General features: G+C 68.0%; 15 protein-coding genes and 1 pseudogene. 12 read left to right on the top strand and 4 right to left on the bottom strand.

Annotated elements, in window-relative coordinates:
- Positions 1–191 precede the first annotated feature (191 nt).
- The 3 genes from ACIPEK_RS44755 (at position 192) to ACIPEK_RS44745 (ending at position 2,987) form a co-directional block, all read left to right on the top strand.
- Positions 192–1,538, top strand: a complete 1,347-nt coding sequence (locus ACIPEK_RS44755; protein ID WP_402008460.1) for a nicotinate phosphoribosyltransferase — start codon at positions 192–194, stop codon at positions 1,536–1,538.
- A 176-nt stretch (positions 1,539–1,714) separates the two neighbouring features.
- Positions 1,715–2,194, top strand: a complete 480-nt coding sequence (locus ACIPEK_RS44750) for a cyclic nucleotide-binding domain-containing protein (protein ID WP_402008458.1) — start codon at positions 1,715–1,717, stop codon at positions 2,192–2,194.
- 169 nt (positions 2,195–2,363) lie between these two features.
- The gene (locus ACIPEK_RS44745; RefSeq protein WP_402008456.1) at positions 2,364–2,987 is read left to right on the top strand and encodes a CBS domain-containing protein; all 624 of its coding nucleotides are present in this window, start codon (positions 2,364–2,366) and stop codon (positions 2,985–2,987) included.
- A gap of 303 nt (positions 2,988–3,290) precedes the next feature.
- Here the strand turns inward: ACIPEK_RS44745 and ACIPEK_RS44740 are convergent, their stop codons facing one another.
- Complete coding sequence (locus tag ACIPEK_RS44740) at positions 3,291–3,485, bottom strand: hypothetical protein (RefSeq protein ID WP_402008454.1); 195 nt, start codon at positions 3,483–3,485, stop codon at positions 3,291–3,293.
- A gap of 231 nt (positions 3,486–3,716) precedes the next feature.
- Between ACIPEK_RS44740 and ACIPEK_RS44735 the strand changes: the two genes are divergently transcribed.
- Complete coding sequence (locus tag ACIPEK_RS44735) at positions 3,717–5,669, top strand: multicopper oxidase family protein (RefSeq protein ID WP_402008452.1); 1,953 nt, start codon at positions 3,717–3,719, stop codon at positions 5,667–5,669.
- Positions 5,670–6,158: 489 nt separating this feature from the next.
- Here the strand turns inward: ACIPEK_RS44735 and ACIPEK_RS44730 are convergent, their stop codons facing one another.
- Entirely contained in the window at positions 6,159–7,061 is a 903-nt protein-coding gene (locus ACIPEK_RS44730; protein WP_383074952.1) for a universal stress protein, read from the bottom strand.
- A gap of 280 nt (positions 7,062–7,341) precedes the next feature.
- Between ACIPEK_RS44730 and ACIPEK_RS44725 the strand changes: the two genes are divergently transcribed.
- From ACIPEK_RS44725 to ACIPEK_RS44710, 4 genes are all read left to right on the top strand, one after another.
- Positions 7,342–8,010 carry a CBS domain-containing protein gene (locus tag ACIPEK_RS44725; protein ID WP_402008450.1) on the top strand — a complete coding sequence of 223 codons (669 nt, stop codon included), beginning with the start codon at positions 7,342–7,344 and terminating at the stop codon, positions 8,008–8,010.
- Positions 8,011–8,101: 91 nt separating this feature from the next.
- Positions 8,102–8,641, top strand: coding sequence for a CBS domain-containing protein (locus ACIPEK_RS44720; RefSeq protein ID WP_402008448.1), 540 nt, complete (start codon positions 8,102–8,104; stop codon positions 8,639–8,641).
- A gap of 8 nt (positions 8,642–8,649) precedes the next feature.
- Positions 8,650–8,793 carry a hypothetical protein gene (locus ACIPEK_RS44715; protein ID WP_402008446.1) on the top strand — a complete coding sequence of 48 codons (144 nt, stop codon included), beginning with the start codon at positions 8,650–8,652 and terminating at the stop codon, positions 8,791–8,793.
- Between the two features lie 390 nt (positions 8,794–9,183).
- A complete protein-coding gene (locus ACIPEK_RS44710) occupies positions 9,184–9,822 on the top strand; it encodes a CBS domain-containing protein (protein ID WP_402008444.1) in 639 nt (212 codons plus the stop codon).
- Here ACIPEK_RS44710 and ACIPEK_RS44705 read toward each other — a convergent pair.
- Positions 9,759–10,865 carry a zinc-dependent alcohol dehydrogenase family protein gene (locus ACIPEK_RS44705; RefSeq protein WP_402008442.1) on the bottom strand — a complete coding sequence of 369 codons (1,107 nt, stop codon included), beginning with the start codon at positions 10,863–10,865 and terminating at the stop codon, positions 9,759–9,761. The two genes, ACIPEK_RS44710 and ACIPEK_RS44705, sit on opposite strands and share 64 nt — an antisense overlap.
- A gap of 256 nt (positions 10,866–11,121) precedes the next feature.
- A complete protein-coding gene (locus tag ACIPEK_RS44700) occupies positions 11,122–11,367 on the bottom strand; it encodes a hypothetical protein (RefSeq protein ID WP_402008440.1) in 246 nt (81 codons plus the stop codon).
- A gap of 69 nt (positions 11,368–11,436) precedes the next feature.
- Between ACIPEK_RS44700 and ACIPEK_RS44695 the strand changes: the two genes are divergently transcribed.
- The 4 genes and pseudogenes from ACIPEK_RS44695 (at position 11,437) to ACIPEK_RS44680 (ending at position 15,414) form a co-directional block, all read left to right on the top strand.
- Positions 11,437–12,090: a CBS domain-containing protein gene (locus tag ACIPEK_RS44695; protein WP_402008438.1), complete on the top strand. Its 654-nt coding sequence runs from the start codon at positions 11,437–11,439 to the stop codon at positions 12,088–12,090.
- Between the two features lie 156 nt (positions 12,091–12,246).
- Positions 12,247–13,248 carry an Acg family FMN-binding oxidoreductase gene (locus ACIPEK_RS44690; protein WP_402008436.1) on the top strand — a complete coding sequence of 334 codons (1,002 nt, stop codon included), beginning with the start codon at positions 12,247–12,249 and terminating at the stop codon, positions 13,246–13,248.
- 60 nt (positions 13,249–13,308) lie between these two features.
- A pseudogene (locus ACIPEK_RS44685) lies at positions 13,309–14,244 on the top strand (universal stress protein); the annotation flags it as partial.
- Positions 14,245–14,703: 459 nt separating this feature from the next.
- Positions 14,704–15,414 (top strand): response regulator, encoded by a 711-nt coding sequence (locus tag ACIPEK_RS44680; RefSeq protein WP_402008462.1) that lies wholly within the window; start codon positions 14,704–14,706, stop codon positions 15,412–15,414.
- The last annotated feature ends 99 nt before the right edge of the window (positions 15,415–15,513 follow it).

The raw sequence follows: 15,513 nt of genomic DNA, 5'->3' as shown, positions 1-15,513 counted from the left end.
TCATCAGCGGTCAAGCGGTGCCCCGAAGCCCGGCGGCAACACCCCCCAGGTCATCGACTTCGACAGGGGGCACACAGCCATACCGGACCCGGGGGGCCAGGCACCCCATTGCGGGGCCACGAAAACGGTAACGGGGGGGGGCGGGCGGCAGTCCCGGAAGGGATGACGCGACGGGGAGGAAGGTGCCGTCGATGTCGGATGCCACGAGCACCGACCTCTACGAGGTCACGATGGCTCATTCGTATCTGAGCGAGGGCATGACACGTTCGGCGACGTTCAGTCTGTTCGTGCGCAATCTGCCGCCGGACCGAGGCTTCCTTGTCTGTGCCGGTCTGGATTCGGTCCTCGATTTCCTCTCCGCCTATCGTGTGGACGCAGATGACGTGGACGTCTTCGCCTCTGTGCTGGGACGACAGCCCGAGGATCTGGCACCGCTGCTCGGCCTGGAATTCAGAGGCGAAGTCCGGGCAGTACCCGAAGGGCGCGTCGTACTGGCCGGAGAACCCCTGCTGGAAATCACCGCACCCCTCCCGCAGGCCCAGCTCGTTGAAACCTACGTACTCAACCAGCTCAACCACCAGACCTCCGTCGCTTCCAAATGCGCCCGGTGTGTCCTGGCCGCCGACGGACACCCGGTCGTGGACTTCTCCCTGCGCCGCACTCATGGCATCGAAGCCGGACACCAGGCCGCCCGGCTGGGTGCCATGGTCGGCTTCGCCGGAACCAGCAATGTGGCGGCGGCTCACTCCGAGGGCCTGACCGCTGTCGGCACGATGGCCCACTCGTACATCGAAGCGTTCGGTGCCGAGGAGGACGCGTTCCGGGCCTTCGCCCGGTCCCATCCGGGCCCGGTGACGTTTCTCGTGGACACCTACGACACCGTGACAGGCGTGGCGACGGCAGCGCGTGTACTGCGCGATCTGGGCCTCGGCCCGGGGTGCGCCATCCGGCTGGACAGCGGTGACCTCGGAGCCCTGGCCGTGCAGGCGCGGACCATCCTCGATGCTGCCGGCCTCCGGAAGACACGGATTGTGGCGAGCGGTGGTCTCGACGAGTTTGCCGTTGACAGTCTGGTCCGCTCCGAAGCGCCCATCGATACGTACGCGGTCGGCACCCGGATCGGCGTCTGTGCAGATGCCCCCTACCTGGATTCCGCATACAAGCTGGTCGAGTACGACAGCCGGCCCGTGATGAAACTGTCCTCGGCCAAGGTGACGGCGCCGGGGCGCAAGCAGGTGTTCCGAAGACCGGGATACGCGGATCTCATAGCTCTCGTCGACGAGCGGCCGCCGCCGGATGGCGTCCCGCTGCTGGAGTCGGTCATGCGGGAGGGGCGACGCGTTTCAGAACGTGCAGGGCTGGACACAGCTCGGCGAAGGTTCATGACCGACCTCGCGGCACTGCCGCCCGGGGCCCGCACCATAAGGGCGCCCATCGCGCCAAAAGCGGAACTCTCACGACGCCTCAGCTCGCTCACCGCAGACGTCCGCCGATACATCGAAAAAAATCTGCTGCGGGGCACTCACGAAGCCGTCTGATCCGAACTCGCGATCGGGCGCCAGGAGTAACTCGGCCGACTGAGCGCCAAGCGCTCCGAGATCGCAAAGCTTGCCCGCCCAGGGCCGGACGGGGCCGCGGCAGGGGCCGCTCGACCCATGTCCGTGAACCGACTGCGCGGCGATGCTGAAACCGGAGGCTACAGAGGAGGCCACCTATGAGCGATTCTCCGACTCGCACCACCGCAGCCCTGCCTGCCCAGTACCGTGCGCGCCTGATGGGGATCGGGCAGGAGGTCAATTTCGCCCAGGGAACCCGTCTCTTCCAAGAAGGAGACCACGCCGACCGCTTCTGGATCCTGCGCTCGGCCACCGTCACGCTGGACATCCGCGTACCGGGCAGTTCCCCGGCAGCGATCGAGAGCCTCGGCTCCGGCGAACTGGTCGGCTGGGCCTGGCTGTTCGAGCCCTACATCTGGCACCTCGGAGCAGAGGCGATGACGCCTGTCCGTACCCATGAGTTCGACGCGGCGACCGTACGCATGATGATGGACGCGGATCCCGCCTTCGGTTCGGCCATCGGCCATCGGGTCGGGCAGGTTCTCGCCCACCGGTTGCAGGCCACTCGGATCCGTCTGCTCGATCTCTACGCCTGGTTGTTCATCCGCACCCGGTCAGCCACCAGATCGGATCGGTGAGCGGTCAGCAGCGCCAGGTCGGCAGCCGGCTGGACCACAACGCACATCTCAATCAGCAGCCCGGGTGCCCAAGAGAGCCGGACTGCCACTCCTCGCAAGCCACTGAAGGCAAGACCCCATAAGTCACATCCGGCCCTCCCGGACCACCCACAACTTACGGAGCACCCCAATGGCTGCATCCCGGTACACCGTCAGCGACGTCATGACCCACACGGCCGTGGCCATCGGCCGCGAGGCCTCGTACAAGGAGATCGTCAAGCTGATGCATCAGTGGAAAGTCAGCGCCGTGCCGGTCCTCGAAGGCGAGGGCCGCGTCGTCGGGGTCGTCTCCGAGGCGGACCTGCTGCCTAAGGAGGAGTTCCGGCAGGACGACCCGAAGCTGCCCGGCCAATTGGAGGAGGCGTCCAAAGCCGACGCTGTGCTGGCCGAGGAGCTGATGTCGAGTCCGGCCGTCACCGTCCACCCCGACGCCACGCTCGCCGAGGCCGCCCGCATCATGGCGCGCAAGCGAGTGAAACGACTGCCCGTCGTGAACGATCTCGGCATGCTGGAGGGCGTCGTGAGCCGCAGCGACCTGTTGAAGGTATTCCTGCGCCCGGACGAGGAGATCGACGAGGAGATCCGATCCGCTGTTGTCGCCGAACTCTCTCCCCAGGACCGGGTGGAATTCTCTGTGCTGGATGGTGTCGTCACCCTGCGGGGACCTCTCCGGAACCGTTCCCTGGTGCCACTTCTGGCTCGGGCCATTCGCGCGGTCGAAGGCGTCGTGGACGTGCGCATGGAGCTTGGCTGAAGTGCCCTCAGGCACTGCGTCCCGCAGCAGCCGGTCGATGCCGATCTCGGAGTCGAGAACGGCGGCGGAACTCTCGACGGCGGTGCGTAGCACGATGTCCCGTCCGGCGCTTTGGCGGAGCTTCAACTTCCTTATTTCACTGCGGACTTCATGACGTTCGCACTCGCTGCCGCGGGTCGTGTGCAAGACGAGCGGGCCTGGCCCAGGATCCGGCACAAACGTTTGACGCCATACGCGTCCCTTCCCGGGCACAGCTCGGCGACTTCCTTGCGGACTGCCTGAGCTCGTCCCGCTCGACGGTGGTCAGCTCGCCGGGATGCCCTCACCTCGGTCGATCTTGTTCTGCTTCACCCAGTTCCGCAGGCTCTCCGGGTCGACCTCGATCTCCAGACCGGCCTCGGTGTCCCGGACGGCGTAGTCCCCGGTCTGGAGGCAGCTTCCCGAAGGGAGGTTCGGCGCGGCAAACAGTGCAGCTGCTGGACCCCAGCTGTACCGCACCGCTCTCACCCTGGGCAGGCGGGATGCTGCTTGATCAAGCCGACTGTCGCCACCGTCGTAAGCCATGCGCCGTAAACGCCACAGCGTGGAGAACCGGGCGAGCCGAAACGCGGCGCCTGCACGAAGGCCTTGACCCGCGACGTTCCGAGTGGCTCTTCTTCGTTGTGTCGGAAACACTGGAACGGTTTCTGGGACTGCAGCCGATGGGGGGCCGTGTCCAGGAGGACTCAGATGGCCACAAGGAGACAATTCATCAAGGCCGGCCTCGCGGGCGGAACCTGCTTCCTCATCCCGGCCGGGTCTGCCCCCACGCGGGCCTGGCCTGGGATCCACAGCCGCCTCCTGGACCCGACGCGCATCAGCAAGTACGTCACCGAGCTCGCCGTCCCGCCGGTCATGCCCTGGGCCGAGAGGGACGAGGCAGGCCGCGTCGACCACTACATGATCGGTGTCCGGCAGTTGCGGCAGCAGATCCTGCCATCAGGTATGCCCGCCACAACAGTGTGGGGATACGGGTCGACCCGGCATCCGGGAAGCTTCTCCTATCCTTCATGCACCGTCGAGGCGACCTTCGGCCGGGCCATACGGGTCACGTGGGTGAACCAGCTGATCGACCGCCACGGCAATCATCTACCGCACCTGCTGCCGGTAGACCCCACACTGCACTGGGCCAACCCCCGAGGCGGCATTTCACGGCGTGATGCGCGGCCGGCCTTCACCTCGACACCCGGCCCCTATACCGGACCCGTGCCGATCGTGACCCACCTGCACGGAGGGCACAACACGCAGGAGAGCGACGGCTACCCCGAGGCGTGGTATCTGCCCCGCGCTTCCGACATCCCCGACGGATACGCACGGACGGGCTCCTTCTATGAACAGTTCAGAAAAATATTCGAGAACCAGTTCGATGTAACTTGGGAGCCTGGAACCGCCATATTCCAGTACGCCAATCAGGAGCGTGCCGCCACCTCCTGGTTCCATGACCATGCCCTGGGAGTCACTCGGCTGAACGTCTACGCGGGGCTGGCGGGCTTCTACCTCCTGCGCGGCGGGCCCTCCGACCTCCCGGACGGTGTGCTTCCGGGGCCGGCGCCGAAACTCGGCGACCCCCCGGGAAAGCACTACTACGAGATCCCGGTCGTCATCCAGGACCGGTCGTTCTCCCCCGACGGCAGCCTGTTCTACCCGGCGAGCCGCGCATCCTTCGACCACTTCACCGGGCCCTACATCCCCGGCAGTGACATCTCCCCCATCTGGAACCCGGAGTTCTTCGGCAGCACGATGGTGACCAACGGCCGTACCTGGCCCGCTCTCTCCGTCGAGCCGCGCCGCTACCGCCTGCGGTTTCTGAACGGCTGCAACGCACGCTTCCTGATCCTGAAGATCGTCACAGACCCGATGGCCCCTCGCCCCGCAGACCCGGTGCTCCCCTTCTGGCAGATCGGTTCGGAGGGAGGCTTCCTGCCCGCCCCCGTGCAGCGCGACCAACTGCTCACCGCTCCCGCCGAACGCGCCGACGTCGTCGTCGACTTCACCTCGATCCCGGTCGGCACTGATCTGTACCTCATCAACGAGGGCCCCGACGAGCCGTTCAGGGGTGGGAGAGCGGGCACAGACTTCCGGCCGGCGGCCCCCGGGACCACTGGACAGGTCATGAAATTCACGGTGGCACGACCGCTCACTACACCTGACAGGACCGTGCTCCCTGCTCACCTCAGCCTTCCGCCGTTCGAACCGCTGGGTTCAGCGAGCCACACGCGGCAGGTCTCCTTGCAGGAGCAGAACTCCGCGGTCCTGCGGGGTGTGGGTCCCCGCGTGGTGATGCTCGGCACCGTGGACCGGCACGGAAACCGGACCCCCATGGGATGGGGCGATCCCATCACGGAGAACCCGGCACTCGGGGCGACCGAGATCTGGGAGATACACAACTCCACCAAAGATGCCCACCCGATCCACATCCACGAGGTTCAGTTCCAGGTCGTCGACCGGCAGAGCACCGGGCACAACGCAAGACCTCCAGAGCCCTGGGAGAGCGGTTTCAAGGACACGGTGATCGCCTATCCGCACGCCATCACCCGGGTCAAGGCCACCTTCGACCGGGCGGGACAGTACGTGTGGCACTGCCACATGCTCGAACACGAGGACAACGAGATGATGCGGCCATACCGTGTCGGCCCTCACTGAACGCCAAGGCACCAGCTCCACGCTGCCATCGCCATGTGACGGTGACCGTTTCCACCCGGCGTGTCGAGCCGGCTCCGTCCGCCACCTTGTTCCGGTCGCTGGTGGCCCGGCCCGGTTGGCGATCGTGCGGCGGCTCGCGGTCGGCGAAGCGAGGGTGGTGGACCTGGTCCACCAGTCGGCCTGGCGCAGTCGATGGTGTGCGAGCACCTGGCCGGTCCGCGCGAGTGCGGACCGGCTGGCTCCCGCCCGGTGGCCAGGTGTCTGTGTTCGCTCTCGCCCTGCCCGCGCTGCCGACCGCGGCGGAGGCCATGTCGGCGGCCTCGTGACGGCCGCGCTCGGTCGGAGAGGAAGCCCGGAAAGGAGCCCTGCGGGCCGGCCGGGAGTTCCAGCCCTCGTCGATGCGCCTCGTCCGCCGCCCACGCCAATGCCAGGTGCCAGTTCCTGGCCGGGTAGATACCGACGACGAGTTCATGGCGTTCGCCGGTGCCATCACGACTCACTCCCATGCCCGGAACCGTGCCGCGGAATGAGCTGCACGGGGCAGTGCGCGTGGTGCAGCAGGCTGTGCGTCGCCCGCCCGAGAGTGGGGCCGATGAAACCGGGCGATCGCCGTCCGCCCATCACCAGCAGATCCGCGTGGCGCGATGCCTCCACCAGGACCCCGGCCACGGTCAGGCTCTTCTCAGCGTCCGCCTGCACGTCCAGGTCCGGGAATTCACCGCGGATCCGGTTCGTCACAGCCATCAGGTGATGGACATGTTCGCCGGCGATCGCTTCGACATCGTCGAGCATGGTCACGGCGAGTCCGGCGGATTCGAGAATGTTCCACACGTGCAGCAGCCGCAGCGATGCCTTACGGATCTCGGCTTCGCGCGCCGCGTACAGGGCGCATTCGGCGTCGTGCTCGTCACGGACCGCGGCGAGCACCACTCCGGTCTCGGCCCCGTTGTCGGTGCCCCTGACCACGACGACGGGCGTCGTGGCGCCCGCGGCGACCTTCAGGCCGACGGATCCGAGCATGAGGCTCTTGAACCCGCCGAGACCGCGGTTGCCCACCACGACCGTTCCGCGCAGGCCGGCGGTCCGGTGCAGGCTGGGGACGGGTGCGCTGCGGCTGAACTCCGTCGTGACGTGCAGACCGGAATACCGTTCCGCGACGGCAGCAGCGGTTTCCCGCAGCAGTTCGCGGCCCGCGCTGCGAACGCGCTCGATGCTCTCCGCCGAGAGATAGAGAACCCGGCCGTCCGTGTCAGCCGCGTAGACGATGCGCAACGGACTGTCACGACGCGCGGCCTCGGCCGCTGCCCACAGCGCTGCCCGGCGGGCCGGGCCGGAGCCGTCGACGCCGACGATGACGGATCCCAGTTCCGGGCTGCCGGTGGTGCCGTTCATGGTTCCTCCTCGCCGAGGCCACTGAAGGGTCAGCTCTCACGCTGGCACCGCTTACCCCTGCGGGAAGAGGGCCGCTCAGGACCGCCCCGGGGCCCAATGGACCCTGTCGGGAGAATCCTGCCGTGCCCAGGTGCCCAGACGTCCGAACCGGGTCCGACCGGTCCCGGCCACGACCCATCCGGCCCTCCTCGTCTCAATACGGCCCGGCGGATCGTGGTTCCTGAACAACCACCGGCATCGCGTCCGGGTGAATCGCTGTGAGACGGCAGGAGGTGCCTCCATGAAGCACATCGAAGTGGGAGACCTGATGACCGACGAGGTCGTCTCGGTCGTCCCGCTCACCTCCTTCAAGGAGGTCGCGAAACTGCTCGCCCAGCACGACATCAGTGGACTGCCCGTACTCGACGACGAGGACCGGGTTGTCGGTGTCGTCTCCGAGAGCGACCTGGTGAACCGGCAGGCGGCAAGGCATCTGGTCACGGGCGACGCTCCTGACGCCGATGCCACAACCACGGCCCCGTCCGGAGCGGAATTCACCGCCGCCGAGGTCATGTCGACGCCGGCGGTGACCGTCCACGCGCAGGAGAGCGCACCGGAAGCGGCCCGGCTGATGATGCGCGGTGGCGTGGAACGGCTTCCGGTCGTGGACGACGAGGACAGACTTGTCGGCATCGTCACGCGCCGGGACCTGCTACGCCTCTTTCTGCGACCCGACGCGGAGATACGACGACGCATCGTCGAGCACGTACTCGTGGGCACCATGGGGCTCAGAGCCGACGTGGTAACCGTCCATGTCGTGGACGGCGTTGTCACCCTGGAAGGCCGGCTGAAGAGCCGGAGCCAGATCGCGATCCTGACGTGCCTCGCCGAACAACTCGACGGGGTGGTCGCGGTCGTGAGCCATGTGACCGCACACGTGGATGACCCCGTACCCACCTCCCCGCAGTGAGTCACGCACGGACCGTCCGCAGAGCAGTGAGGCCGCGCTGCTGCCGTCGCCGCCCACGACTGGCGCCGCAGCACGAAAGGGAAATCGGACCATGATGCACCGCACTGTCGCCGAAGTCATGACCCGGGACGTGGCCACGGCCAGCCCCGAAGCGTCACTCAAGACGGTCGCCTGGAGCCTCGCCTACAACGACGTCTCGGCCCTTCCCGTCGTGGACACCCACCACCACCCCATCGGCATCGTCTCCGAGGCCGACCTGCTCCGCAGACAGGCCGGCCTGCCGGAAGCAGAGGGCCGTGACCAATTGCGCGGGACAGCGGCCGTGAACCACCGCACCATGGACGCCCGCACCGCCGGTGATCTCATGTCCACTCCCGTGCTGACGGCCCGCCCCGCGTGGAGCATCGTCGAGACAGCGCGCTTCCTGAACGAGCGGGGCGTCAAACGCCTTCCGGTCATCGACGACACCGGCACGCTCGTGGGCATCGTCAGCCGCTCGGATCTGCTGCGCCCCATGCTCCGCCGCGACGGCGCCATACACGAAGAAATCGTCGACGAGGTACTGGGCCGGACTCTCCGGATGACACCCGGGGGCGTGACAGCGACCGTTCAGGAAGGAGTCGTCACCTGAGCGGAAGAGTGGAGGAGCGTTCAACCATTGCGATCATCGAACTCCTGTGCCTCTCCGTCGATGGCGTCGTCAGTGTCGACCAGTCCCTCGAATACGCCGTGGACGATCTGCCGCCGGATCTCGATCCGGCGCGTGACGCCGGCAACCCCTGAAGCTCATGTCATGGGACGGAAAGAGCCAACCGCTTCTCGCGGTTCCTGATCGTGCGGTGCACGGCCATCAGCCGCTTCTCCGCATCCTCGCAATGGCTCCTTCCGCCAATTCCACGAAAGCACCGTTCGTACCGGGCCAACAGGGCCGAACAGTCCCCGGCGCACCCCGGGTAGTCCTACCGCGCGCCGACAACGATACCGAGGCTCGGAGACACAGGGCGGCCCGAGCCGTGTACGTCCATGTGTCCGACGGCATCGTCCATCCGAACGGCGCCATCCCCGACCCATCACTCAGTGACGTGCCGGTGCGTGTCGCGCGCACGGTGCCAGGAGTCGTGAACGTGGCAGCCCGGTTCGAGTCCGAAGTTCCCGCGTGAATGGAGAGCGACGATGAGACATCGCAGCGTCTCCGACCTCATGACGCCCACGGCCGTCAGCGTCCAGCGCGGCACCACGTTCAAGGAGATCGCCCGGCTTCTCGACGAGTTCGGCGTCACCGCCGTGCCCGTCGTGGACGAGAAGGGATGCCCCGTGGGCGTCGTGTCCGAAGCCGACCTGCTCCGCAGGCACGACTCCGGGAGCGGCGCGAACACCGCCGTCGATCTCATGAGCCACCCGGCGATCACCGCGGCTCCCGGGTGGAGCGCCGTCCGCGCCGCCCGCGTCATGGAGAAGCACAAAGTCAAGAGGCTCCCCGTCGTCGACAGCGAAGGCCGACTGATCGGGGTCCTGAGCCGCAGCGACCTCGTGCAACTCTTCCTGCGCAGGGACCACGCAATCCAGGAGGAGATCCTCGAAGATGTTCTGACGCACACGCTCCGGCTCAGTCCCTCGTCACTGACTGTCGAGGTCGCCGACGGTCTCGTGACCCTCAGCGGCACCGTGATTCGCCACAGCCTCGTCCCTGTCGTCATGCGTCTGTGCCGGAGCGTCGACGGAGTCGTGGACGTGATCAATCGGCTCGGCTACGAGCAGGACGACCTGCCTGTCGATGTACGAACGGGCACCCAGCGGTGGAAGAAGACCTGACGCTGCGATCCTCCCAGCGCCACCTTGAGCGCACCGGTGTCCGCGGCACGGGAGAACACGTCATAGGCCTCCTCCATCTGTCCCAGTTCGAAGCGGTGGGTGATCAGCGCGGACGTAGGCAGCCGCCCGGCGGCCATCATGCGCAGCAGCATGGGCGTGGAGTACGTGTCGACCAGCCCCGTGGTGATGGTGATGTCTTTGATCCACAGGTCCTCGAGGTGCAGCGTCGCCGGCTTGCCATGGACGCCGATGTTGGCGACGCGGCCTCCGGGCCGGACCATGCGGGTGCACATCTCAAAAGCTTCGGGCACGCCGACGGCTTCGATGACGACGTCGGCGCCCAGACCCTCGGTGAGGTCCTCGACGAGTTGTTCGGGTTCCTCGGCCGCGCTCGCCGCCGCATCCGCGCCCAGGGAACGCGCGGCGGCCAGCCGGGATTCGGCGAGGTCGACGGCGATGACACGTCCCGGGCTGTAGAGGCCCGCGACGACGATGGCGGCGAGCCCGATGGGGCCGGCGCCGACCACGACGACGGTGTCGCCGGGCCGCACGCCGCCGTTCAGCACACCGACCTCGTAGGCGGTCGGCAAGATGTCGGCGAGCAGCACGCCGTCATAGCTGTCGACAGCGGCCGGCAAGGGGTGCACGGACAGGTCGGCGAAGGGCACCCGTACGTATTCGGCCTGGGTGCCGTCGATGGTGTGGCCGAGCATCCAGCCGCCACCGCCACGGCACTGCCCGTAGTGGCCCTCACGACAGAAGCGGCAACGGCCGCACGCGGATATGCACGAGATCAGGACACGGTCACCGGGACGGACCGTACGGACGTCGGCCCCGGTCTCGACCACGGTGCCGACGGCTTCGTGCCCCAGCACCCGGCCGGGAGTCACCTCGGGCACGTCGCCCTTGATGATGTGCAGGTCGGTACCGCAGATGGTGACGACGTCGACGCGGACGATGGCGTCGGCGGCGTCCTTGACCGCGGGGTCCGCAACGTCCTGCCATGCGGTCCGCCCCGGGCTCTGGAAAACAAGTGCCTTCACGATGTCGCCCCCCTTCCTGTGTCTCCTCCGGTGAGGTTCCCCCTCAGGCTGACCTGGCGCGTGCCCGCTCCGCATGGGCCGGTCGGTCCCCGCCGGGGCCTGTCGGGCTCATCCCTCCCCAGGGCCGGGAGTGTGACGGTGAAAACAGCTGGCTGCCACCGACGGAAGGGGGCGGCGATGTCCGAGACGGAATCGCACCTGGCGGCACCCGCGTCGAAACCCGCGCTGCTGCGCTTCCTCGGCGGCGTCCGGACCGTCACCGGCCGGCGACCTCGGCCGCCCCGGCCACCCACTGCTGCTGCCGCCGGAGCCGTTCTCGGGCGCCGACGTGCTGTTTACGGAGTCGACGTACGGCGACCGCCGTCACCAACCCGAGAGAGCCCAGGCCGAGTTCGCGGCCGTACTCGCCCGTACGTTTGCGCGGGGCGGTACCGCCGTCATTCCCGCCTTCGCGATCGACCGCACCGAGGTCGTCCTTCACGAACTCGCCGGGCTGCGCCACGGCGGGATCCTGCCGCGGTCCGTTCCCGTCCGTGTGGACAGTCCCACCGCACACATCGAGGAACCTGCCATGACCTCCGCCCGGTACACCGTCAACGACGTCATGACGAAGACCGTCGTCACCGTCACCCCCGACGCTGAATTCAAAGAGATCGCTGCCGCCCTGGAGCGGTGGAAAGTCACCGCCGCGCCTGTCGTCGAAGGCGGGGGCCACGTCGTCGGCGTCGTCTCCGAAGCCGACCTGCTCCCGAAGGAGGAGTTTCACGAGCACGGGCCCGGCATGATCGACCACATGCACCGCCTGGGCGACACCGCCAAGGCCGGCTCGGTCCGGGCACAGGAGTTGATGACGAGCCCCGCCGTCACGATCGAGCCCGGCGCGTCCCTCCCGCAGGCCGCCCGGCTCATGGCCGACCGGCGCATCAAGCGCCTCCCGGTCGTCGACGCCGATGGCAGACTCAAGGGCATCGTCAGTCGCGCCGATCTCCTCAAGATCTTCCTGCGTCCCGACGACGAGCTGGCCGCAGAGATACGCCGCGAGGTCGTCGACCGGCTGTTCCCCGCCTCGCGCCGCAACGTGAAGGTCAACGTCACCCGGGGCGTAGCCACGCTCACCGGTCGCGTCCGCGACGCCACCCTCATTCCCGTCGCCGCCCGCCTCGCTCAATCCGTGGAAGGCGTCGTCGGCGTGGACTGCCGGCTCGAAAGCCAGGCATCCGCCTAGACCTCGAAGGCCCGGCATCCGCCTGGACAGGGAACGGGTGCCCCTGCCGAGGAGCCATCCGGATCCGAGCGAGGGACGAACGGCCCATACGTACAGGGCGGCCATCTGCTTCATGCTGGAGCCATCGACCATTCCCGACTCCCCGGGAGACCTACGATGCTCACCAGAGCACTCGACGACGCAACGCTGGCCGGCCTCGTCGCCGATGCCACCGCCGCCCCGTCCATGCACAACGCCCAGCCCTGGCAGTTCCGCTACACACGCGCCGGCCGAACCCTCACCCTCGTGGCTGACCTCGACCGAGCGATGCCGGAGGCCGACCCCGCCACCCGTGCACTGCACGTGGGCTGCGGCGCGGCGCTGCTGAACCTGCGGGTGTCCGCCGCCCACCACGGCCTGGACGCGGTCACCGCGCTGCTGCCCGAACCGTCGGCCCCGGCCGTACTGGCCACCGTCCGCCTCGGCGTCCGCCCCGACGCTCCACGGGAACCCGCGGACGAAGCGCTCGCCGCTCTCCACCCTGCGATCCGGGACCGGCACACCAGCCGCTATCCGTTCGACGAGCAGGCGATCCCCGAGGACATCCGTGCGCAGTTCGCCGACGCGGCCCGTATCGAGGGCGCGGACTTCGCGTTCCTGGCGCCGCCGCATCTGGAGACGGTGCTCGAACTGATCCGGGACGCCGAGGGATACGACCGCGGGGACCCGGCACGGAAGGCGGAGCAGGAGCACTGGACCCGGAACACGAAGACCGAGGCGCCTGTCGACGGAATCCCCGACTACGCCTTCGGCCCCCGCGACGCCTCCGAACGAGCCACCACCCGCGACTTCGCGGGAACCGGCGTCCTCCCGGGCCGGGCACGCGTCCGGTTCGAGAAGCGGCCGCAACTGGCCCTGCTGAGCACCCCGGGTGATCACCCCATGGACTGGCTGAGCGCAGGACAGGCGCTGGAGCGCGTACTGCTCACCGCCACGCTCCACCAGGTGTCCACCTCGTTCGCGACCCAGCCCGTCGAATGGCCGGACCTGCGGTGGCTCCTGCGCGACCCGGTCCACGGCACGGGACACGCACAGATGATCATCCGCCTGGGATACGGGCCGAGCGGGCCGCGTACACCACGACGTCCCCTCGACGAAGTACTGACCATCGAACCGTAGAAACTCGCACCGTATGCATCAAGGCAGGCAGCCACCCGCACAGGAAAGGCGGTGGGCGCGATGCAGCTCCCCGTAGTCGTCGGAGCGGACGGATCGGAGGGCAGTCTCCGCGCCCTGGACTGGGCAGCGGCGGAAGCGGCACGATCGGGGCTTCCCCTGCGCGTCGTCCACGCGTCGCTGTGGGAGCGCCACGAAAGCATGCGTCCCACCTTCGGCACCGAGCGTCCGGCCGAGCAGGTCTTCGCCGAGCATCTCGTCGCGTCCGCACAGGAACGTGCGCAACGCCTTCATGCGGAGGTAAGCGTGGTCGCCGGCATACGGCCCGAAGACCCGGTGAAGGCGCTCATGCACGAAGGCCATGAAGCAGTCCTGGTCGTCCTCGGCTCCCGCGGCCGGGGCCGGATCGCCGGGATGCTCCTGAGGTCCGTCAGCCTCGCCCTCGCGGGCCGGTCCCACTGCCCGGTCGTGGTGGTCCCGGCAACGGCGCCGAACGCTCAGCCGAAGCCGGGCCGCATCGTCGTCGGGATCGGCGACGCCCCAGGACCGTCGGCAGCCGCCCGTTTCGCACTCGCCCAGGCGACATCGCGCCACGGCGAGCTGATCGCCGTACGCGCCTGGCGCTGCCCCGCCCACGAAACTGCGGATCATCCGCTCCTCGCCGACTCCCCGGTCTCGACACACCGCCAACAGGCCGAGGAACATCTCGAAGAGGTACTGGCCGTACTGGAGCGGACCGGGTCCGATGCCGTTGTCCACCGATCCGTGCTGCAGGGAGTGGGCCGAATCGGTGTGACGACGGACGACGGGCCGGCTGTCCTGCCGGTCAACTACGTCGTGCATGGTGACCGGATCTCCTGTCGCTGTGCTCACAACACGCTGCCCGCCACCGCTGCGGACCCCCCGGTGGCCTTCGAAATGGATCACATCGACGAAGCGCTGAGCCAAGGGTGGAGCGTACTTCTCGTCGGTAGGGCAGCAACCGTCACCGATCCCGAAGGTCTCGCGCAGGGTGGACGAACTCGCCTGCGCCACTCCGTGGGCCGGTGGGCCACGGAGTGTATGGGTGACGCCACCCCCACCCGCATGACCGGGCGCCGCATTCGCGTGCTCAAGGGCCACGCTGCTCCGACTGCTGGCGGCCCGCGAGATCTATCGGCATGCCGGCGTACCGGCCCGGCGTGGATTCCGTACTGCCTCGCAGCACGGCCGAGCACCCCTCCAAAAGCACGCATATCGTTCAGAGCAGGCGGGCGAGCGTGCATCGCCGGCCAGGAACGGAGCTTCCATGTCAACGGCCAGGAGTCCGCTCGACGTGATCGCGTCCGAGAGCCGGGCCCGCTGGCTCGACAATGGCAGCCTGCGAAGTGCCGCTGGTTCGACCCCGGTGTGTTCCTCTTGTGCGAACTCACCATGACGAGGCGGACTGCGCAACCCTTGACAGCGAGGAGGGCCACCATGAGCGACGACACGGGGTTCTCGGCGCAGAAACCGATCCGCGTGTTCCTGCTGGACGACCACGAGGTCGTCAGGCGCGGCGTGCAGGATCTGCTCGACGCGGAACCCGACATCGAAGTCGTCGGCGACGCCGGCACTGCCGACCACGCACTGGCCCGCGGCCCGGCGCTCCGCCCCGACGTCGCGATTCTCGATGTGCGACTGCCGGACGGCGACGGAATCACGGTCTGCCGTGAGTTGCGCTCGCGCATGCCGGAACTGGCCTGCCTGATGCTCACCTCATTCGACGACGACGAAGCGCTGCTCGACGCCATCATGGCCGGCGCGGCCGGCTACGTACTCAAGGAGATCAAGGGCTCGGACCTCGTCACCGCCGTCCGCACACTGGCTTCCGGGCGCTCGATCCTCGACCCGTCGACCACGGCACGGCTGATGAACAGCCTGCGTGAGGAGGAATCCGGCACCGGCTCCGAGGAGGACGACGCGCTGTCGGGGCTGTCCCCGAGGGAGAAGGACGTCCTCGCGCTGATCGGTGAGGGACTGACCAACAGCCAGATCGGCAAGCGTCTCTATCTGTCGGAGAAGACGGTCAAGAACCACATCTCCCGTCTGCTGGCCAAGCTCGGTGTCGAGCGCCGCATCCAGGCGGCCGTGATCGCCGCGCACGCCACGGAATCCTCCCTGCACGGTGCCGGGCACCATCAGGTCTGACCGCACCGCCCCGTTACCGTTTTCGTGGCCCCGCAATGGGGTGCCTGGCCCCCGGGTCCGGTATGGCTGTGTGCCCCCTGTCGAAGTCGATGACCTGGG

This window comes from Streptomyces sp. NPDC088246 (assembly GCF_044741025.1).
Classification (GTDB): domain Bacteria; phylum Actinomycetota; class Actinomycetes; order Streptomycetales; family Streptomycetaceae; genus Streptomyces.
The sequence above is the reverse complement of the archived record's forward strand: the minus strand, read 5'-3'. Positions and strand labels throughout refer to the sequence as shown.